The following is a 19,534-nucleotide window of genomic DNA, read 5'->3' as shown; positions in this document are numbered from 1 at the left end:
CACCCCTTCACAATTCCTACAGAGATGCAAAAACTCCGTCAGGCAAAAGTCCCGAAAACAAAATTACTTGTAGCTACTATGTTCCTGGCGCTATGTTCCGCTGCGGCCCAGCCTCCCGGCCGCGCGAACATAGTACTGATCCTGACCGACGATCTGGGTTGGAGCAGCCTTTCATCTTCGATGGACCGCCACCTTGCCGGGGCGTCAAGTGACTACCATGAAACACCCGCCATAGATAGGATGGTGAGAGAAGGAATGCGTTTTTCACGAGGTTACGCGCCTGACCCGATCTGTACCCCAAGCAGGAGAAGCATCCAGTTCGGCCAGACTTCCCTGCGCCAGGGCGACGAAGAATTTGCCGGGAACTACCGCGACGCTGCTCATAGACCACCGTCTATTCCGGAGACGTTGAAAAGCGCAGACCCGTCATATGTCGCCGCTCATTTCGGGAAATGGGACCTGCGGGCCGGCATAACACCCGAACAACTGGGGTATGATGAAAGTGATGGAAATACAGGCAACAGGGACGGCGACTTTTCACAGGAAAGAGGAGAAAAGTGGCTGAAAGAGTATATTCTTGAAAACCCCAAGCAGACTGACAGCCTCACAGCCAGAGCTATCCGCTTTATGGCGAAGCAGTCGGGTGCGGACAAGCCGTTTTACCTCCAGGTTTCGCACTACGCCACTCATGTAAATTTCGAGACCAGGCCACAGACCTACCGCAAATTTGCGGATAAGAAAAAGGGAAACAGGCACGATAACGCAGCCTGGGCCGGTATGATCTACGATCTGGACGCAAGTATAGGGCGCCTATTTGAAGCACTGGATTCGCTCGGGTTGTCTGCCAATACCTACATATTTCTTATGGCCGATAATGGCGGCGTAGAATTTATCCCGCCGGTTGGTAACCGCCTTGCCCCGCCGTCTGCGTTCTCAAAACCGATGCGAAACGCTCCCCTGCGCGGCGGAAAATGGACGCTTTACGAAGGCGGCATCCGGGTACCATTTATTGTAAAAGGGCCTGGTATCAAAGCAGGAACTCAGTCTGACGTACCCGTAGCCGGCTGGGACCTCCTTCCTACTTTCTGTGAGCTGGCCGGAAAAACTCCCCTCAATGACAGCCGGCTGGATGGCGGAAGCCTGTTCTCCCTATTAAAAAACGGAGGAAAAGGAAAAGTCGCCCGCACCTCCGATGATTTTTATTTTCACCGTTTTAATAATTCCTACCCGCACTCCGCCATCATTTCCGGCCCTTATAAGCTGGTTCATTTCTGGAAGACCGGTATTACCGAACTCTACAACCTGGCCAAAGATCCGGGAGAGATCCATAATATCCGTGCGAGCGAAAAAACGAGAGCGGAATTGATGGAGAAACGCCTTTTCAGCTATATCAGGAAAACGAATCCTGCTATCGCAGCCAAGTACCCGGACGGAAAGAAATCAGCACCATAGCAGCCGTCCGGCACCTCACACCTCAAGGCTCAAACCTTTATACAAATGAAACACCTGTTAATCCTGGCCGGAATTTTTGGAATGATGGATGTGTATTCACAAAGCGGGAAACCCGGGCACGTGATTATCATCATGGCGGACCAGTTAAGAGCGGATGTATTGGGCGCGCAGACGCCCAATATCGAAACGCTCCGGAAAGATGCCGTAACGTTTACCCGCGCTTATTGTGCCTCACCGCTCTGCGCTCCCTCCCGCGCGTCCTTTTTTACGGGATTGTACCCTAACCGTACCGGTTCAATGATCAATCCCTGGTCAAAAGAGGACGAAATATACGGTACTGTCAAGGCGGGAATACCCAGCTTATACACGATAATGGAAAACTCGTGGGACAGTCGCCATGTCGGTAAACAGCACTTTTTTACGGCCGAAAAAATCGATCGGAGCGCCGCAGCGGGCACGAAGTGGGTGACACAGGAGGATTATTCCAGCTGGATGAGCACCCAAAAAAAGGACAAGCCGGGCGGAAAAAGGTTCAAGGCTGAAGCACCGGAACTGGTGTCGGGCAAGTTTACCCGCCTGCGGTCCTATTCCACCCCGAGAACGGAATTGTACAAAGAAGGAATTGATTACTTCCTTGATCGCTATATCACCGACGAAAGTATCAGGAGTATCAGGGAATGGGATAAAAGCCGGCCCTTGCTGCTGAATACCATGTACCTGGCTCCGCACCCGCCGTTTCACATTCCCGAGCCTTATTTTTCGATGTACCAACCAGGCGGCTTCCACCTGCCTGAAAACGTCGGGCGCTGGTACCCCGGGCAATCACCACTCCAGATGTACAGCCTTACCGGCTTTATCGGCTCCCGTTATACCCGGGAACAGTGGGACAATACCTGGGCCAAATACCTGGGATTGGTAAAGCTGCTCGACGATGAAGTCGGACGGCTGATCAAAGCACTCCGGGAAGAAGGACTATACGACAGTGCCCTGATCATTTTCACCTCCGACCACGGTGAGATGCTGGGTAGCCATTCGCTCTGGCAAAAAATGTGCATGTACGAAGAGTCGGTGCGGGTACCGCTCATGGTAAAGCTCCCGAAGGAATACCCGGTAAAAAATCGGAACATAACGACGCCCGTAAGCCTGGTAGATGTGCTTCCGACCATCCTGGATCTGAACGGAACAGCAGCTTCTCCGGGACAAACAGACGGAAAATCACTGGTTCCGCTGCTGGCGGGAAGTGATAAAGAGCGGGATGCTGTCTTTATACAATACGACGGGAACGGATCGCTGGGCAGCGCTCAGCGCTGCCTGGTCGACGGAGATTTCAAGCTGATCGTAGACACGTTCAGAGAGGAGACTTTTCTCGAAATGTATGACATGAAACGGGATCCGCAGGAAACGCAGAACCTTGCTTTGAATAGGGAAAATGAGCGCCTGCTCAACCAGCTCATGACGAAATTGCAAAACCGGATGGACGGGTCGGGTGACCGGATCAGGTTCGGAGACGACATTGTGAAGCGCTTCCACGAGAATTATGCCGGAAGAGAACCGGAATTAACGGTCCCCTCCGGCGCCAACCGGGAGGGAGGGTCTGACAAAGCGCGCAAACAGACGACAAAAACGAACTAAAATGAAACACGACGTTGCCTTTTTTTATGCCTCTTGTCTGCTTACGGCAGTACTATTTCCACAAATTCCAGCAGCAGGCGGTCCTTTGGTAAGCAGCGATTCCAGACCCAACATTATCTACATTATGGCCGACGACATGGGGTATTCCGACCTGGGTTGCTATGGCGGAGAGATCCGCACGCCCAACCTCGACCGTCTTGCTTCGAACGGTATAAAGTTCCGCAGCTTTTATAACAACGCAAGATGTTGTCCGACGCGGGCCAGCCTGCTGACCGGCCGCTATCCGCATGAAGCCGGAATGGGACATATGGTTACACCGGACGGCGCCGAAGTAAAGCCGGGACCTTACCAGGGCTTTATCGACAACCGCTATCCTACCATTGCCGAATACCTGAAGCAAGGCGGATACCGAACTTACATGGCCGGGAAATGGCATGTAGGGGAAAGACCGGAGCATTGGCCGCTGAGACGAGGGTTCGACCATTTTTTCGGGCTGATCAACGGAGCAACCGGATATTACGGGGTGATCCCCCAGGAAAAGGGCAAAAGACACATTGTACTGGAAGACAAAGAGTTCGGTACTTCCGCTGAAGGATTTTATATTACGGACGCTTTTACCGACCACGCGATCAGGTACCTGAACAAACACAACAAGGAAAACCCGAAGGCACCTTTCTTCCTCTACCTGGCTTATACCGCCCCTCATTTCCCCCTTCATGCTCCCGAAGAAGATGTAGCTCCGTATGAGAAAGTATACAGTGACGGATGGGATGTTATCCGCGAAAGGAGGTATAAAAAAATGACATCGCTTGGCCTGGCGGACAAGCGTTTCAGCTTTCTTTCCAGGCCTGCGAACATACCTTCATGGGAGTCAGCCGACAATAAGGATGAATGGGTGAGAAAAATGGCGGTGTACGCAGCAATGATCGACCGCATGGACCGGAATATCGGAAAGCTGCTGGCACAATTGAAAGCAAACGGCCAACTTGACAACACGCTTATCATCTTCCTGTCGGATAACGGCGCTTGTGCCGAAAACGTAGCCCGCCGCAACTTCAACGACCCGACGGTAAAAATCGGGCAGCCCGGGTCATATGTCACCTACGACACGCCCTGGGCCAATGTATCGAATACGCCTTTCCGGAAATACAAACGTTTTCTCCATGAAGGCGGAATCATCACACCTTGCATTGTTTCCTGGCCCGGCCATATCAAACCAACGGCGGGATATTACCCTGAACCTGCATATGTAACCGACCTGTTGCCCACTGCCATAGAGCTGGCCGGAATCCGTAACCGGGATTTACCGGGGAACAGCCTTTCTTTTTTATGGACTGGTAAACAGGCCCCCGTAAGGACCTACTATTGGGAACACGAAGGTAATCAGGCAATCCGGCGGGGCGAGTGGAAACTGGTCAAAGACAGGGAGGACCCGGACTGGTCGCTTTATAACCTGGCAAACGACCCGACCGAGAGCAAAGACCTCGTCCGGGCGAATCGTACCAGAGCGGATGAGCTGAAGAAGCTTTATAAGAAATGGGCGGCCGATGTGGGCGTTAAACATGTAGACTGATGAAACAAACCCCATCCAAAGTACCGGTTGCCAATCGGCGGAGTCTTTTCCTTGCAGCGGGTATTTTAATGCTCGCAGGACTTTGCTTTTCCTGTAAAAAAGAGGACCAGGAAAAGCCCAATATCGTTTACATTCTGGCGGACGATCTCGGGTACGGGGACGTTTCTGTCTACAATCCTGACAGTAAAATATCAACGCCTCATATAGATGGACTGGCGGAAGAGGGTATGAGATTTACGGATGCGCATTCACCCTCCGCTGTGTGTACCCCCACCCGGTATTCCATTCTTACCGGTCGCTATGCATGGAGAAGCAGGAAACCGGTAGGGGTCTTAAGAGGCTACAGCCGCACCCTGATAGAACCCGGAAGAGCCACTGTAGCCACTTTGTTGAAAGCGTGCGGGTATGAAACCGCGGTCATCGGCAAATGGCACCTGGGCCTGGACTGGCAGGTAAAGGAAGACAGGCGGGACCTGCTTCAAAAAGAGGGCTACGGTATAGAAGAAGAGATGGCCCCTGAGGATATTGACTTTACAGGAAGCATTTCTGGCGGACCACAGGAAGCCGGCTTTACCTACTCCTACATATTACCGGCTTCTCTCGATATGCCGCCCTATTGCTACCTTGAAAACCAGGTCCTGGCAGAGATTCCGGCAGCCTATACCGAAGGAAGTGCGCTTGACTCGGGTTATACGGGCCCCTTCTGGCGGCCTGGAAAAATGGCATCATCTTTCGATTTTATGCAGGTATTGCCCACCTTCATAACCAAAGCAAAGGAATTCCTGAACCGGCAGGAAAAGAAACGTCCCTTTTTCCTGTTCCTGCCGCTTACCGGCCCGCACACGCCGTGGCTGCCCGATGTTGAACACCGCGGTAAGTCCGCCGCAGGGGAATATGGGGACTTCGTTCGACAGGTGGACGACGCGGTAGGCGCGGTGCTGGAAGAGCTTGACAAGCTGGGTTATTCAGAAAATACAATGGTCATTTTCACCAGCGATAACGGGCCTTTCTGGCGGGAAGAACATATTGCAAAATTTGCTCACAGGGCTGCGGGCCCATACCGGGGTATGAAAGCCGACATTTATGAAGGCGGGCACAGGATACCATTCATTGTAAAATGGCCGGGCAGGACCAGAGCGGGGCAGGTAAGCGAGGCTACCACAACACTCACGAACCTGGTGGCGACCGTAGCGGAAATTACCGGCGGGAAAAAAGTGCCGGGCCTTCCTGAAGACAGCTACAGCATACTTTCCGTGTTAACGGGAAAATCCGGCTATGTCGAAGGGCAGCCGGCAGTCGTGCACAGTGCTTCCAACGGGTACTATGCCATTCGTGAAGGTGACTGGAAGTTGATACAGGGACTTGGCTCCGGCGGTTTTACAGAACCGAAGACACTCATACCCGCTCCCGGCCAGCCGAAAGGGCAGCTTTACAACCTGGCAGAAGACGCCGGTGAAACGACCGATCTTTATCAAAAACACCCGGAGAAGGTGAAAGAACTTACCGAAAAACTGGAAGCCATCACAAACAGCAGGGAACGAATATGGTCTTCCGCCCGGTAGCCGGGCTGAGGCTATCTCAACTTCAGCGTTACCAGGCAGAAAATGGCCAGGATAATACCAATAATCCAGAATCTCGTCACGATTTTTGCCTCGTGGTGCCCCTTTTTCTGGAAATGGTGGTGAAGCGGCGACATCAGGAAGATCCTCCTGCCCTCGCCGAATCGTCGCTTCGTGTACTTGAAATAGCTGACCTGGGTCATTACCGACAATAGCTCTATCAGGAAAATTCCACAAAGAACCGGGATAAGCAACTCTTTCCGTATCGCGAGCGCAATTACGGCAATCACTCCACCCAGCATCAGGCTTCCCGTATCGCCCATAAAAACCTGGGCCGGGTAAGCATTGTACCATAGAAAACCAATACAAGCGCCCACAAACGCGGCACAGAAAATCACCAGCTCCCCGGAATTGGGGATATACATAATGTTAAGGTACTGAGCAAACCGAACGTTACCCGACAAATAGGCCAAAACTCCTAAAGTCACCGCAATAATTCCGGACGAGCCGGCCGCCAGACCATCAATCCCGTCCGTGATGTTCGCACCGTTGGAAACAGCCGTAATAATGAAAATGGCAATTAATGTATAAATGATCCAGGTGTAGCTTTCAGGTATCAGCCCGAAAGTCAGCATACTGTAATCGAAGGAATTGTTTTTCAGAAACGGGACAGTAGTGATCATCGGGTTCACCAGGTCGTGAAAGCGGTTGATCTCACCCAGCTCCGGGCTTACAAACGGCTGCTCATAAACGCGGATTTTAACGTCCCTGTGGAAGCAGAGAGTAAGCCCTACAATTAATCCGAGCGATACCTGGCCGAATATTTTGAAGCGGCCGTGTAACCCTTCCTTATTGTTCCTGAACTTTTTGATGTAGTCGTCGATAAATCCGATCATACCGGTCCATACCGCCGCGATAATCAGCAAAACCACATACACGTTGGAAAGCTTGGCAAAAAGGAGAACCGGTATCAGCAGCGACGCCAGGATAATAAACCCGCCCATAGTAGGCGTTCCGGTCTTTTCTTTCTGCCCCGGGAGCCCCAGGTCCCGCACGGTTTCCCCCACCTGTTTGTAGTGAAGATAGTTGATGATTTTTTTCCCGTATGCGGCCGCAATAAACAGGGACAGGACTGCGGCGCCCAAGGCACGGAAAGAGATATATTGAAAGACTCCCGCACCAGGGAAGTCATACTGTTTGTCGAGAAAGTCGAATAAATAATAAAGCATCTAACCAAAAATCGCTGATATAGTCATGCAAATTTGTTTAAATTATCAGTTACAAATCAAGAATTGGCCGGCAAATTTGCATGGTTTGCCCGCAACTTTACTTGAATAGCGTCACCTACCTGCTTACAGCGAAGGCTTCCCGGACTTCTTCGCGGTCATCAAAATGAAAGCGCTGCCCCCGGACTTCCTGGTAGGTCTCGTGGCCTTTGCCGGCAATCAGTATTATGTCCCCTTTGCCTGCCTCGGAAACCGCCTGCCTGATCGCCTCTTTCCGGTCTACGAAGGCGCTGGTTTTCCTGTAGTCTGCCGCTGAGACGCCCGCCCGCATTTGTCTGATAATTTCTTCCGGTTCTTCATTCCTTGAATTGTCCGAGGTAAAGATCACCCGGTCGCTCATTTTAGCGGCTATCGCGGCCATCCGCGGACGCTTGGTGGCATCGCGGTTTCCGCCGCAACCTACCACCGTAATCACCCGTTCGTTGTAATTACGGATTTGCGAAATCGTCGACAATACGTTTTCGAGCGCATCCGGCGTATGCGCATAATCGACAATCGCCGTAATGTCGGCGACTTCATCCCGAACCACTTCGAACCGCCCCGGAGGCGGTGTCAGCGCAGAAAGCTCGGTGAGCACATTCTCTTCTTCTTCGCCCAGCAAGACTGCGATACCGTAAACAGCTAAAAGATTCGACACGTTAAATGCACCGATCAGCCTTACCCACAGCTCGCGGTCGTTAACCAGAAGCTGCAGTCCCTGAAAAGTCGACGCCAGGATTTTCGCCCGGAAATCAGCCATTGACCGTATGGAATAGGTATGCACCTCTGCCTTTGTGTTTTGCACCATTACACTGCCGCGACGGTCGTCAGCGTTTACCAACGCGTAAGCGCCTGCCGGCAAAGCATCAAAAAAGCCTTTTTTAGCGGCTATATAGTGATCAAACGTGCCATGGAAGTCGAGATGATCATGTGTAATATTGGTAAATATACCCGCCGCAAACCTTAACCCTTCAATCCGATGCTGCACAACGGCATGCGAGCTCACTTCCATAAATACATAGCTACAGCCGGCAGCCACCATTCTGGCCAGCAGCCCCTGCAATACCACGGCTTCCGGGGTGGTGTGCGTCGAAGGAATCACCTCTTCTTCAATCTGATTCTGCACCGTGGAAATCATTCCGCAACGATAGCCCAGGTTCCTGAAAAGCTGGAAAAGAAAAGTCACTACCGAAGTCTTCCCGTTTGTGCCGGTAACACCCACCAATTTCAGTTTTTCGGATGGATGGTCAAAAAAAGCGGCGGCGATGTGCCCGAGCGCAACGGCCGAGTCGGGTACGACCACATACACGAGACCGGGAGAAAGCGCATCGGGAAGATTTTCCACAACCACCCCGATCGCACCGCCGGTCTCTGCCTGTGTCAAAAATGCGTGGCCGTCTACCTGTGTGCCTTTTACGGCAACAAACAAACACCCCGGGCTTACCTTCCTGGAATCCGTTACCACGCTGTTTACGGCCACGTCTCCATCGCCCGTCAACGTCCTGACCTCCACATTCTTTAACAAATCAGTGAGTAAAACCTTCCTTTCCACTTTATACAACCGGGGATTTTGAGTACATGAATCTGCCCCAAAGGTACGTGGAAATTGATACGATTGCGCAGCTTGAGCCGACGAAGTTCTCAGTAGCCCGCCGGTAAGCGGCAATTTCCGGCTTACCCAGACGTTACAATCCCAAACGATCATCCGACTGGCACAATTCTTTAACATTTCTACACCAAAGTATCCAAGCCAGGAGCTGTGGCGGCCCGGTGTGAGGTATGCGATCGTCGCTGTAACCGGCACTCGTAAGCAATCCACCCGTTGGTACCCGGCTCTCCGCTTAAACGTTTGTTGCAAATGAAATTTTCTCTGTACCTTCTTTTTTTCGCCCTGGCGGGGACCTATGTGGTCGCGCAAAAGTCCGGTGGACAGAATCCGCATCTGATGGAGCCCTATGGACAGGTGACTTTGTTCGCAGGCGGCGGTGTGGCCTATTATATGGGCGACATTTCGGCGAGCTCCGGCAATCTGGGCCTCGGCCCGGCGTTTGCTCTTGGCGGCAGCTACCGGCTCACAGAAAGAATCAGTGCCAGAGGTGAATTCCGGCTATACAAAGTGTCGGGAGACAGCAAAAACACAAATAATCCCGAAAAAAATCTTTCTTTCAAAACGGTAAACCCGGACCTGATGGTCTCGCTTCAGGCCGATCTTTTTCCCTATTCGCGACGTGCTTTGGTCAGCCCCTACGGTCTTCTCGGCCTTGGGGTTACTTACCTGAACCCCAAAGCGGAATGGGAAGGAACCGTTTACAGTCTTCCCAAGTACAGAACCGAGGGGGTAAAATACTCAAGGCTTCCGCTCTTTATCACCGGCGGATTGGGTGCCAGTGTGCGCATCTCAAGAAGCTGGAGCGCCGGGCTGGAACTGACGGGCAACTTCCTTCTTTCGGACTACCTGGATGATGTAAGCACAGTGTATCCCGAATTCGACCAGCTGATTGATCCCGACATTTCATACGCGCTATCCTACCGGGGTTCGAGTCAGCAGCCGGGTTATATCCGGGGAAATCCCAAATCAAAAGACAGCTACATGATGCTCACGGCAAAGGTCATTTATTCATTGCCGAACCCGCGCTACGCCAAGGAGCGTAAAATAATGAAGTGCGCTAAATAAAATCCTGAAGATGTCTCAGAAAAAGAATGCGGGCGCGTCGAAAGTGATCATGACCGAAATGGTCCTGCCCAACGATACCAATACACTAAACAACCTGATGGGCGGCAGGCTGCTGCACTGGATGGATATCTGCGGTGCCATTGCCGCACAGAAACACGCCAATGCGAAGGTTGTGACGGCTTCGGTTGACAATGTATCGTTTGCCCAACCCATCAGGCTCGGCCATGTCGTGACCATGCAGGCGGGCGTGACCCGTGCTTTTAACTCCTCAATGGAGGTCTTTATCCAGGTATGGGGAGAAGATGTCCCCGCGGGTATTAAGGTGGCTACTCACAAAGCATTTTATACGTTTGTGGCGGTTGACGACGCCAATAAACCGATCAGGGTCCCGGAACTGATCCCCGAAACCGAAGCAGAGTTCGAGCTTTACAAAAGCGCGCTCCGCCGGCGGCAGCTCCGCCTGGTACTTTCGGGAAGGCTCCTGCCGGATGAAGCAGTAGAACTGAAAGAACTCTTTACCGGCAAATAAGCTTCAGATTTCCCGGCCGCTCTCCCGGAGGGCCGCTCATTTCTTATCTTCCGGAAGCGGCAGAAACACATTTACCTCCGGATGCATGGTATAAAACCGGAACCCGGCGTCTGTATCAACCACCATACCGCTGGAAAGATTGTTGCCCATGATCGGGTTTTTATCATATTTCTTCCAATGGACAAGATCGGTTGAAACGGCTATATTCATGGTCCACTCCCGCCAGTCTTTATAAGCTGAAGCGTGATAGTAACCATAATAAAGCCCTTTGTATTTGATGACCTGGTTCATTGCAACCGCAAACTGGTCATAGGCCTCCGGCCCCATAGCGATTACCGGTTCATCCTGAACGTTGACCCACTTCTGCATATCCGGCGAAGTGGCCAGCCAGATTCCCCCGTCGTTGCGCTCGTAAAAAAGGTACCATGTCCCGTTCTCTTTCCAGAGTGTGGGCGTACCAAAGGGGCCTTCCGACAACGGATCGCCGTTTTTCATCCGGACATCGAGCGCCCCCCGGCTTTTCCAGTTCACACGGTCTTCCGAAACGAGCAGGTGGGCAACGTCGTCTTTTCCTTCAGCCGCCATATAATAAGTCCCGCCGTCCTTCCAGACATACATATCCTCCACCCACAACGAATCATAGATTGGTTTTTCGGAAAAACGCTGCCAATCGAGTCCATTGTCCGAAGTGGCCAGGCCCAGGTACTTGATTTCGTCGCCCGAGGTTTTGGAATAGCCGTTGTACCACAGGTACCACTTGTCACCCTCCTTCATGACAAAGCCACGCTCCCTGATCTTCGAATCCCAGGTATTTTCACCGGTGCCGGTAAAAACCGGGTTTTTCTCGTATGCCTTAAAACTGACCAGTTCCCGGGGAAATTGTTCGGGAGTTTCCTGTTGCCGGCGGTTGCCGGAAGGGTTGCAAGATGAGGCGAACATCACCGTAGCTAACAAAACGGCGCTTTTAAATTGAATCATGGGTAAGCAATACAATCTGTTAAGGGATCGGGCGCACTTGCTGTTCTGCGCGCCGGCTTTTGGTAATACGCCGGATAACCCGCACCGGGCCATCTCCGGGAAAGCAAATTTGACCGCTTGCAACTGATGACAGAGTCGGCGCCGGGAGAATGCCGCTGACCGGGACAACCGGCCGCAGCCGGCTGGCTTTACGCATATTAAAACAAATAACCTTAATTCTTTTGACTTATTCCCCTTAAATTTGCAAAACTTTTGCAATCAAAAATTATTAAAGAGCAGTACAATCTAAATGAGTAATCCATCCGAAGTCCAAATTACGTTACCCGACGGCAGCCAAAGGTCATATCCAGGCGGCATCACCGGACTGGGAATAGCGGCGAGTATCAGTGAAGGGTTGGCGCGCAACGTATTGGCGGCCAAAGTAAACGGCGAAATCTGGGACGCTACGCGCCCGATCCATACCGATGCGACCGTCACGTTACTGACCTGGACGAACGATGAGGGAAAATCTGCCTTCTGGCATTCTTCCGCCCACTTAATGGCCGAAGCGCTGGAAGCCCTTTACCCGGGAATCAAATTCGGAACCGGCCCCGCCATTGAAAAAGGATTTTATTACGATGTTGACCTGGGCACTGCCTCCATCAGTCAGGAAGATTTCCCCAGGATAGAGGCCAAGATGCTGGAGTTGGCGCGTGAGAAGAACGCCTACGTTCGCGAAGAAATCAGCAAAGCGGATGCGAATGCCCTGTTCACGGAAAAGGGAGACCCCTATAAGCTGGAATTGATCGACGGCCTGCAGGACGGGCAGATCACCCTTTACAAACAGGGTAATTTTACCGACCTTTGTCGTGGACCTCATATTCCTGACACCGGCTTTATCAAAGCTATCAAGCTTACCAATATTGCCGGGGCTTACTGGCGCAACAACGAGGCCAATAAAATGCTTACCCGCATTTACGGCATCACGTTCCCGAAACAAAAAGAGCTGGAAGAGTACCTGACCCTGCTGGAGGAAGCGAAGCGCCGCGATCACCGTAAACTGGGCAGGGAACTGAAACTGTTTGCCTTTTCGGAAAAAGTCGGCCAGGGGCTTCCCCTGTGGTTGCCTAAAGGCGCCATGTTGCGCGAGAGGCTGGAAAACTTCCTGAGAAAAGCCCAGTTGAGGGCCGGCTATGTTCCGGTAGTTACCCCTCACATCGGCAGCAAGGAACTCTATATCACTTCCGGTCACTGGGAAAAATACGGCAAGGATTCTTTCCAGCCGATTAAAACGCCCAATGAAGGAGAAGAGTACCTGCTGAAGCCTATGAATTGCCCGCATCACTGCGAGATCTATAAAACAGAGCCCCGCTCCTACCGGGACCTGCCGCTGAGGCTGGCCGAATTCGGAACGGTCTACCGTTACGAACAAAGCGGTGAGCTGCACGGGTTGACCCGGGTGAGAGGGTTTACGCAGGACGATGCGCATATATTCTGCCGTGGCGACCAGGTGAAGGAGGAATTCATCCGGGTAATTGACCTGGTCCTGTATGTTTTCCGCACACTTGGCTTTACTGAGTATTCTGCCCAGATCTCTTTGAGAGACCCGGAAAACAAAGCCAAGTACATCGGGAAAGACGAGGACTGGGAAAAAGCGGAATCGGCTATTATCGAAGCCGCCGCCGAGAAAGGCCTCGAAACGGTAACCGAGCTGGGTGAAGCAGCTTTTTACGGCCCGAAACTCGACTTCATGGTGAAAGATGCGCTCGGAAGGAAATGGCAGCTTGGAACCATCCAGGTAGACTATCAATTGCCGCAGCGTTTTGAGCTGGAATACGTAGGCGCAGATAACCAGAAGCATCGCCCGGTTATGATTCACCGCGCACCGTTCGGTTCGATGGAGCGTTTCATCGCCATCCTGATTGAAAACAGCGCGGGTCAGTTCCCGATCTGGCTTTCGCCGGACCAGATTGCGATCCTGCCCATTTCGGAAAAATATGCCGATTACGCGGAAGAGCTCTTTTTCCAGTTGCAGGACCAGGATATCAGGGGCTTTGTTGATCACCGGGATGAGAAAATAGGGAGAAAGATCAGGGATGCGGAAGTAACCAAGATCCCTTACATGCTCATAGTGGGTGAAAAAGAAGCAGCAGAAGGAAAGGTGTCTGTTCGGAAGAAAGGGGATGGCGATATGGGCAGTATGACCATTCGTGAATTTTCCGATTATTTTTCGGCGGAGATTAAAAAGAACCTGTCCGGCTTTTAGTTTTACTTTAATTTGGCGTACTTGGACTGATTTTTTAGCAGACCGGAACCAATCCAAACCATTTTTAATTCAGAACACCAAACAAAAAAGTCCTAAATACAGCATATGGCATTAAGACCCCCACGCGGCCCCAGACGGCGTGTGATTGTAGAGGAACCTTACAAAATCAATGAACGTATAACTGCCCAAGAGGTTCGCCTGGTTGGGGATAACGTCGAGCAAGGCGTTTTTCCTCTGAAACAGGCACTCGCTATGGCAGTTGCACAAAGCCTTGATCTGGTGGAAATTGCGCCGAACGCAGTTCCCCCGGTATGTAAAGTGACCGACTACTCAAAATTCAAATACGAGCAGAAGAAAAAGCAAAAAGAGATCAAGTCGAAGGCTCAGAAAGTAGTGATCAAGGAGATCCGTTTCGGTCCCAATACAGATGATCACGACTTTGAGTTTAAACTCAAGCATGCCATCAACTTTTTGAAAGAAGGCTCTAAAGTAAAGGCATACGTTCATTTCGTGGGACGTACAATTGTCTTTAAAGAGCGCGGCACCCACCTGCTTCAACGTTTCACCGACGCTTTGTCCGACTACGGAAAAGTTGAAATGGAGCCCAAGCTCGAAGGGAAACGGATGACCGTGATCCTGACGCCGAGTGCCCAGAAAAAATAAATGAGCATAGCATCAATTAGATCCTGGAGAAGGCAGTTACTAAGGCCTTCTCTAGGATTTAATTGTTCAACTTGTTAACTTTGCGCGCTGATTTTATCCATTTATTTACAAGACGTAATTCACAATGCCTAAGTTAAAAACCAATTCCGGGGCTAAAAAGCGTTTTTCGCTCACAGGGACCGGTAAAATCAAACGTAAGCGTGCGTTTCACAGCCACATCCTGACCAAAAAATCGACCAAGCGGAAACGCAACCTGGTTCAATCTACTTTGGTTGACAGCACGGATGAGAGACGCATCAAAACGTTGCTCGGCGTATAACTGCACCAGCAACCATCCGCGGGCGGGCTTTGGCTCCCTGCAGGTTCATTTGTTCAACCCGATGCCCGGTTTAAAGTCTTGACAGCAAGCACCGGTCTTCAAAAACAACTTACAATATGCCACGTTCGGTAAATCACGTAGCGTCGCGTGCGAGACGCAAAAAAATCTTAAAGATGGCCAAAGGTTACTACGGCCGTCGTAAAAATGTTTGGACAGTAGCTAAAAACGCTGTCGAAAAAGCACTTGGGTATGCTTACGTTGGGCGCAAGCACAAGAAGCGGAACTTCCGTTCCTTGTGGATTCAGCGTATCAATGCAGGTACCCGTCAGCATGGTATTTCCTATTCAGTTTTTATGGGAAAAGTTAACGCCTCAGGAATCGAGCTTAACCGTAAGGTACTCGCCGACCTGGCAATGAACCATCCTGACGCATTCAAGGCTATTGTTGAAAAAGTCAGCAAATAACGAAGGATAAAACGACAAAAAGCCCTGCTGTCAAAAGCGGGGCTTTTTTGTTTGAAACGGGCGGAGAAATCTCCGGATAAAACAGCCAATAAAGTCTAACTTTGTTTCTTTGAGGCATTGTACTACTCCGAACCTTCGCCCTTTCCATGCTTTACTTCATTCTCGCTGTAGCTTTTACCGTCGGTCTGTACCTGCTGATGCGCTCATTTCCTAAATGGGGTGTAAACGTGCTTCATGCGGTCATTTTCAACTACGTCGCCTGCGTTATCCTCGGGATTCTCCTCACGCCCGACTTTACTCAGGCAATAACCGCAGTGGATTGGGGTTCCACCGGCACGCATTTCACCCTTGCTCTGGGGGCCCTGTTCATTTTAGTTTTCCTTCTGATCGGGAAGAGCACCCAAAAATCAGGCGTAACGGCCGCCTCACTTGCCGGGAACCTCTCGCTGGTGATACCGGTACTTTTCGGCCTGTTTGTATTTCACAACGCCCACAAAGAATTTACGCCGCTTAATTTTACCGGCCTGGCACTGACTATACCCGCCCTGACGCTCGCGTCGCTGAACCCGGGCAGCAGTACCTCCTTCCGCCTTCAAGGCATTATCTGGCCGGTTCTCTACTTTATTGCATCCGGCACCAACAATACCCTCATCAACTATCTCACCTCCCACTACTACGAACCCGGGTCCAACTCCCTGTTTATGGTGCTGGCTTGTTGCGGTGCTGTTTTTATCGGTATGATCGTGTTGCTTGCCGGCTCTCTGAAGAGCGGCGAATGGCCTTCCTTCAAGAGCATAGCCGCCGGGCTTTTCCTCGGCATCCCTAATTTTCTATCCCTTTATTTCCTGCTGAAGGCCCTGGCCGACTACGGCAATAGTGCCGCTTTCGTTTTCCCCGTCTACAATATTCTTACCATCCTGGCATCGTCCGCCACGGCGTTCTGGATATTCCATGAAAAACTGAGTAAAACCAATGCAATCGGGTTGATCCTGGCAGTAATAGCCATTGTTCTGATCAGTTACCAGGAGCTGGCGTTTTAGAAAAGCGCTAAGGCTTTACGAAAGAAAGCCGTATGCGGGTAAGGGCAGGCGGGTTATAGGCATTCGTTTCCGTCTCCATTTCGAAAGCTTCACCGGACATTGTACGGTAGGGAATATGCCATTTACCGGCATTGGGGATGGTATCGCTCACCACTACTTCCGACGCCAGCGCTTCCCAGCGAAAAGACATGAGGCGCTGATCTCCTTTGAACCGCCCCTGAAAGCTGCCATCCGGCAGAAAGCTGACCTCCTCCATATACCGGTCAAAACCGGTTTCCCCGAATTGCTCAACCGGTTGTCCATTGTTGAAAACAGGCTTGCCATTTACCGTGACACGGTTAAGCTTCCATTGCGCCGAACCGGTCAGCCACGCTTTCGCGTCTTCACTGGTCGCTGTCCGGGAGCAGCCGGTGATCGTCATCAGCGCCAGCGCAAGCCAGGTGCCTGCTTTAAATGCCGGGATTAACGGTCTCAATCTCATGACCGGGAATCAGGCTTTATTGAGTTCAATCCTTTTTTTACTGACTTTCTTCTCATTTTCTCCCTGTACTTCACGATCGCGTTTCTTAATGAAATCACGGTAACGGCGCACAGTCGAGATACCGAAGCCTATCATCAGTATGAAAGTTCCCACCCAAAGCAGGTTGATCAGCGGCTTTTCGATAGCCTTCATCACCACGTAGTCACGCTGCGTCCGGTTCACGCCGAAGGTAAACATACCGGTTTTGGGGTCAATTTCATTCAGCTGGATACGCAGCCCCAGTGCCTTATTGGTCTCAGCTTTTCGGCCGATGGTGTTGTCGCGGATAATAAACGTAGGGCTTACCGTATATTCCTGGCCACGGTCGAGCACGCGTATAATCGCTTTAACGGCAGCATCCCCATCTTTGAGGGGAACCCCCTCCACCTCGTCGGTACGCACCACGTTATCAAGTACAGCTACATAGTCGTTCAGGAAAAATGTATCCCGCATCGCGACGGTATGGAGTTCGGTAGGGCTCCACTGCGGTTCCGCGGTGGGGTCCATCGACATTTGGATATAGGTGTACAAATCCCGGTCGAGGTCGCGTCTCAGGCCCGGCGAAGCAATGATCCCGCCCATACCAGGGTTGATCTGAACTCTCGGGAAAAGGGTGAATATTTTCCCGGCCGGATCGCGGTATTCGATTTCATAGTAAAAATTGTCGGGATAGATCTCTACCGTATCTCCCTTCGAAAAATAGGTCTTCCCGCTCAGGGTGATATCCTGAAGCGCAACGGCCCGGAAATCCTTCTCAATGGTCTCCAGCCAGCCGGACGGCACATACTCGTTGATTCCCCGTACTTCAACCCGCACGTCCTTCCATGTAAGCTGGTAGTCTCCCATCCGCTCCGGCTTATTGTACCAGAGCATCACATTCTCGCGGTTCTCTTTGTTGTCATTCGCGGTAAAGCTCTCGCTCCTGCTGATCATCAAACCCGAATTATTCATGGAGACCACCTTGGAATATCCCGATGAGAACAGGATACCGATCAGCATAAGCGCAGCGCCGATATGGGTAATAGCCCCGCCGGAAAGCTTATAGTTCCCGCGAATAATATTGACCAGTATGGCCCCGTTGGACACCACGGCAAAGATGGCGGCTGTCAAAAGAAGAATATAAGGAAGCTCTTTTACCTGGCCCACATAAATCCAGATGGAACTGATCACAAAAGTGAGGATCAACGGAACATAGAGCGCCTCCAGTTTTCCCTTTCCGACTTTCTTCCACCAGAAGTATTGTCCCACCCCGGTTAGGAGCGCGACCACTATATAGAACCATAGCTGGAACTTGTTGTAATGCGCAATCTGATCCGTGGGCAATGCCAGGTTCCAGGCCATCCCGAACAATTCACCGATTTTATTATACACCGGGATCGAAGTCGTGGCGAGGATCTGGAAGCTGGATAAGCAAAGAACCGTTGCACCTATAAAAATCCAGAATTCCCTTGAATAGGTCGACACCTCTTCCTCATCTGACGGAAGCGTTTTCCACCGGTATACCATTAAAGCGATGGCCACCACCATAAAAAACAGCATGTAGACCAGCAACTGGCCGGAAAGGCCCAGATCGGTAAACGAATGCACGGAGGCATTTCCGAGAATACCGCTCCTCGTCATGAAAGTGGAGTACAGGATAAGCAGGAAGGCCGCAATAGAAAGTATATAGGAAGTTTTTAAAGCGGTCGCATTCTTTCCGGAAATAATCATGGTGTGGATCGTTGCGACCAGCACCACCCAGGGCACAAACGAGGTATTTTCCACAGGGTCCCAGTTCCAGTAGCCTCCGAAATTCAGGGTTTCATACGCCCAGTAGCCTCCCATTAAGATACCCAGGCCCAATACAAGCGCGGCAAACAGCGTCCAAGGCAGCGCAGGCCTGATCCACTCGCTGGTACGCCTCAGCCAAAGCCCAGCAATAGCGAAAGAAAACGGTATCAGCGAAGCCGAGAAGCCCAGGAATAAGGTGGGTGGGTGTATCACCATCCAGTAGTTCTGGAGCAGCGGGTTCAGGCCGTTCCCATCCTTCGGGACAAAATCGGGGTCCATTTTCCACACTGCTAGATCCGGCAGCGCCTCCTTTAACAGAAGAAAGGGGGTTGAACCTATTTTGAGATCAATTCCCGGGATGATGACGCCCAGAATCATAGACATCAGGAAAGCCTGGACCATTGCAAAAATGGCCATTACCGGCCCTTCCCAAAGCTTGGTAGTAGCGATAAGCGCCAGGCCAAGCAACATGTTCCAGAAAATCCAGAGCAGGAAGCTCCCCTCCTGGTTTTGCCAGAAACTGGAGATCACATAGGCCCTGGGCATGGATCGGGATGAATTGCTCCAGGCGTAATTATATTCGAAGTAATGGTTGAGAATGATCCAGTACAAGCAGACGATTACCCCTAAAACCGCTGCCGAGTGCGCGAAGAAAAAATTTCTTCCCGTATTTTTCCAGTAACTTTTTTCATCGGAGAGTGTATTGGACAGTGCGGATCTTACATACCCGAATGCTGCCACCAAAGCACTTACAAATGCGATGATGACAAACAAATGACCCAACTTACCGACTGCCAGATGATACATGATGAAATTAATTGATATGGCTAATATAAAACTTATTAAGGCAG

The 19,534-nt window shown here is 51.3% G+C and carries 16 protein-coding genes; 11 read left to right on the top strand and 5 right to left on the bottom strand.

Translation table 11 applies throughout. The features are described from left to right. Positions 1-24 precede the first annotated feature (24 nt). From ABD852_RS00775 to ABD852_RS00760, 4 genes are read left to right on the top strand one after another with little or no spacing between them, the layout of a single operon-like run. The gene (locus tag ABD852_RS00775; RefSeq protein WP_345026077.1) at positions 25-1,452 is read left to right on the top strand and encodes a sulfatase; all 1,428 of its coding nucleotides are present in this window, start codon (positions 25-27) and stop codon (positions 1,450-1,452) included. Positions 1,453-1,497: 45 nt separating this feature from the next. Next, on the top strand, positions 1,498-3,084 hold the full coding sequence (locus ABD852_RS00770; RefSeq protein WP_345026076.1) for a sulfatase-like hydrolase/transferase: 1,587 nt from the start codon (positions 1,498-1,500) through the stop codon (positions 3,082-3,084). Position 3,085: 1 nt separating this feature from the next. Next, positions 3,086-4,657 (top strand): arylsulfatase, encoded by a 1,572-nt coding sequence (locus ABD852_RS00765; RefSeq protein ID WP_345026075.1) that lies wholly within the window; start codon positions 3,086-3,088, stop codon positions 4,655-4,657. Beyond that, positions 4,657-6,219: a sulfatase family protein gene (locus tag ABD852_RS00760; RefSeq protein WP_345026074.1), complete on the top strand. Its 1,563-nt coding sequence runs from the start codon at positions 4,657-4,659 to the stop codon at positions 6,217-6,219. The genes ABD852_RS00765 and ABD852_RS00760 overlap by 1 nt, the downstream gene beginning before the upstream one ends. Positions 6,220-6,230: 11 nt before the next feature. On the opposite strand, the gene mraY is transcribed toward ABD852_RS00760, so the two are convergent. Further along, positions 6,231-7,445 (bottom strand): phospho-N-acetylmuramoyl-pentapeptide-transferase, encoded by a 1,215-nt coding sequence (mraY, locus tag ABD852_RS00755; RefSeq protein WP_345026073.1) that lies wholly within the window; start codon positions 7,443-7,445, stop codon positions 6,231-6,233. A 115-nt stretch (positions 7,446-7,560) separates the two neighbouring features. Beyond that, positions 7,561-9,033 (bottom strand): UDP-N-acetylmuramoyl-L-alanyl-D-glutamate--2,6-diaminopimelate ligase, encoded by a 1,473-nt coding sequence (locus tag ABD852_RS00750; protein WP_345026072.1) that lies wholly within the window; start codon positions 9,031-9,033, stop codon positions 7,561-7,563. 306 nt (positions 9,034-9,339) lie between these two features. Between ABD852_RS00750 and ABD852_RS00745 the strand changes: the two genes are divergently transcribed. Continuing rightward, positions 9,340-10,155 (top strand): outer membrane beta-barrel protein, encoded by an 816-nt coding sequence (locus tag ABD852_RS00745; protein WP_345026071.1) that lies wholly within the window; start codon positions 9,340-9,342, stop codon positions 10,153-10,155. A gap of 10 nt (positions 10,156-10,165) precedes the next feature. Beyond that, on the top strand, positions 10,166-10,684 hold the full coding sequence (locus tag ABD852_RS00740) for an acyl-CoA thioesterase (protein WP_345026070.1): 519 nt from the start codon (positions 10,166-10,168) through the stop codon (positions 10,682-10,684). Positions 10,685-10,720: 36 nt separating this feature from the next. On the opposite strand, the gene ABD852_RS00735 is transcribed toward ABD852_RS00740, so the two are convergent. Then, on the bottom strand, positions 10,721-11,662 hold the full coding sequence (locus tag ABD852_RS00735) for a glycosylase (RefSeq protein WP_345026069.1): 942 nt from the start codon (positions 11,660-11,662) through the stop codon (positions 10,721-10,723). Between the two features lie 289 nt (positions 11,663-11,951). Between ABD852_RS00735 and thrS the strand changes: the two genes are divergently transcribed. The 5 genes from thrS (at position 11,952) to ABD852_RS00710 (ending at position 16,393) form a co-directional block, all read left to right on the top strand. Continuing rightward, positions 11,952-13,907 carry a threonine--tRNA ligase gene (gene thrS, locus ABD852_RS00730; protein ID WP_345026068.1) on the top strand — a complete coding sequence of 652 codons (1,956 nt, stop codon included), beginning with the start codon at positions 11,952-11,954 and terminating at the stop codon, positions 13,905-13,907. 105 nt (positions 13,908-14,012) lie between these two features. Next, positions 14,013-14,570 carry a translation initiation factor IF-3 gene (gene infC / locus ABD852_RS00725; RefSeq protein ID WP_345026067.1) on the top strand — a complete coding sequence of 186 codons (558 nt, stop codon included), beginning with the start codon at positions 14,013-14,015 and terminating at the stop codon, positions 14,568-14,570. Positions 14,571-14,694: 124 nt separating this feature from the next. Further along, positions 14,695-14,889 carry a 50S ribosomal protein L35 gene (gene rpmI, locus ABD852_RS00720; protein ID WP_345026066.1) on the top strand — a complete coding sequence of 65 codons (195 nt, stop codon included), beginning with the start codon at positions 14,695-14,697 and terminating at the stop codon, positions 14,887-14,889. A gap of 116 nt (positions 14,890-15,005) precedes the next feature. Continuing rightward, positions 15,006-15,353 carry a 50S ribosomal protein L20 gene (gene rplT / locus ABD852_RS00715; protein ID WP_345026065.1) on the top strand — a complete coding sequence of 116 codons (348 nt, stop codon included), beginning with the start codon at positions 15,006-15,008 and terminating at the stop codon, positions 15,351-15,353. 146 nt (positions 15,354-15,499) lie between these two features. Continuing rightward, positions 15,500-16,393 carry a hypothetical protein gene (locus tag ABD852_RS00710; RefSeq protein ID WP_345026064.1) on the top strand — a complete coding sequence of 298 codons (894 nt, stop codon included), beginning with the start codon at positions 15,500-15,502 and terminating at the stop codon, positions 16,391-16,393. Positions 16,394-16,400: 7 nt separating this feature from the next. On the opposite strand, the gene ABD852_RS00705 is transcribed toward ABD852_RS00710, so the two are convergent. Continuing rightward, entirely contained in the window at positions 16,401-16,874 is a 474-nt protein-coding gene (locus ABD852_RS00705; RefSeq protein ID WP_345026063.1) for a hypothetical protein, read from the bottom strand. A gap of 9 nt (positions 16,875-16,883) precedes the next feature. Continuing rightward, positions 16,884-19,490, bottom strand: coding sequence for a cytochrome c biogenesis protein CcsA (gene ccsA, locus ABD852_RS00700; RefSeq protein ID WP_345026062.1), 2,607 nt, complete (start codon positions 19,488-19,490; stop codon positions 16,884-16,886). Positions 19,491-19,534: the final 44 nt, after the last annotated feature.

Origin of the sequence: Ravibacter arvi (assembly GCF_039540405.1) — a bacterium.
GTDB lineage: Bacteria > Bacteroidota > Bacteroidia > Cytophagales > Spirosomataceae > Ravibacter > Ravibacter arvi.
This window is presented reverse-complemented; position numbering and strand designations above follow the sequence as displayed.

Coding starts and splice junctions, on each gene's coding strand:
- ABD852_RS00740 (WP_345026070.1), top strand. CDS start 10,166: ATGTCTCAGAAAAAGAATGCGGGCGCGTCGAAAGTGATCATGACCGAA.
- ccsA (WP_345026062.1), bottom strand. CDS start 19,490: ATGTATCATCTGGCAGTCGGTAAGTTGGGTCATTTGTTTGTCATCATC.
- ABD852_RS00710 (WP_345026064.1), top strand. CDS start 15,500: ATGCTTTACTTCATTCTCGCTGTAGCTTTTACCGTCGGTCTGTACCTG.
- rplT (WP_345026065.1), top strand. CDS start 15,006: ATGCCACGTTCGGTAAATCACGTAGCGTCGCGTGCGAGACGCAAAAAA.
- thrS (WP_345026068.1), top strand. CDS start 11,952: ATGAGTAATCCATCCGAAGTCCAAATTACGTTACCCGACGGCAGCCAA.
- infC (WP_345026067.1), top strand. CDS start 14,013: ATGGCATTAAGACCCCCACGCGGCCCCAGACGGCGTGTGATTGTAGAG.
- mraY (WP_345026073.1), bottom strand. CDS start 7,445: ATGCTTTATTATTTATTCGACTTTCTCGACAAACAGTATGACTTCCCT.
- ABD852_RS00745 (WP_345026071.1), top strand. CDS start 9,340: ATGAAATTTTCTCTGTACCTTCTTTTTTTCGCCCTGGCGGGGACCTAT.
- ABD852_RS00770 (WP_345026076.1), top strand. CDS start 1,498: ATGAAACACCTGTTAATCCTGGCCGGAATTTTTGGAATGATGGATGTG.
- ABD852_RS00760 (WP_345026074.1), top strand. CDS start 4,657: ATGAAACAAACCCCATCCAAAGTACCGGTTGCCAATCGGCGGAGTCTT.
- rpmI (WP_345026066.1), top strand. CDS start 14,695: ATGCCTAAGTTAAAAACCAATTCCGGGGCTAAAAAGCGTTTTTCGCTC.
- ABD852_RS00735 (WP_345026069.1), bottom strand. CDS start 11,662: ATGATTCAATTTAAAAGCGCCGTTTTGTTAGCTACGGTGATGTTCGCC.
- ABD852_RS00765 (WP_345026075.1), top strand. CDS start 3,086: ATGAAACACGACGTTGCCTTTTTTTATGCCTCTTGTCTGCTTACGGCA.
- ABD852_RS00775 (WP_345026077.1), top strand. CDS start 25: ATGCAAAAACTCCGTCAGGCAAAAGTCCCGAAAACAAAATTACTTGTA.
- ABD852_RS00705 (WP_345026063.1), bottom strand. CDS start 16,874: ATGAGATTGAGACCGTTAATCCCGGCATTTAAAGCAGGCACCTGGCTT.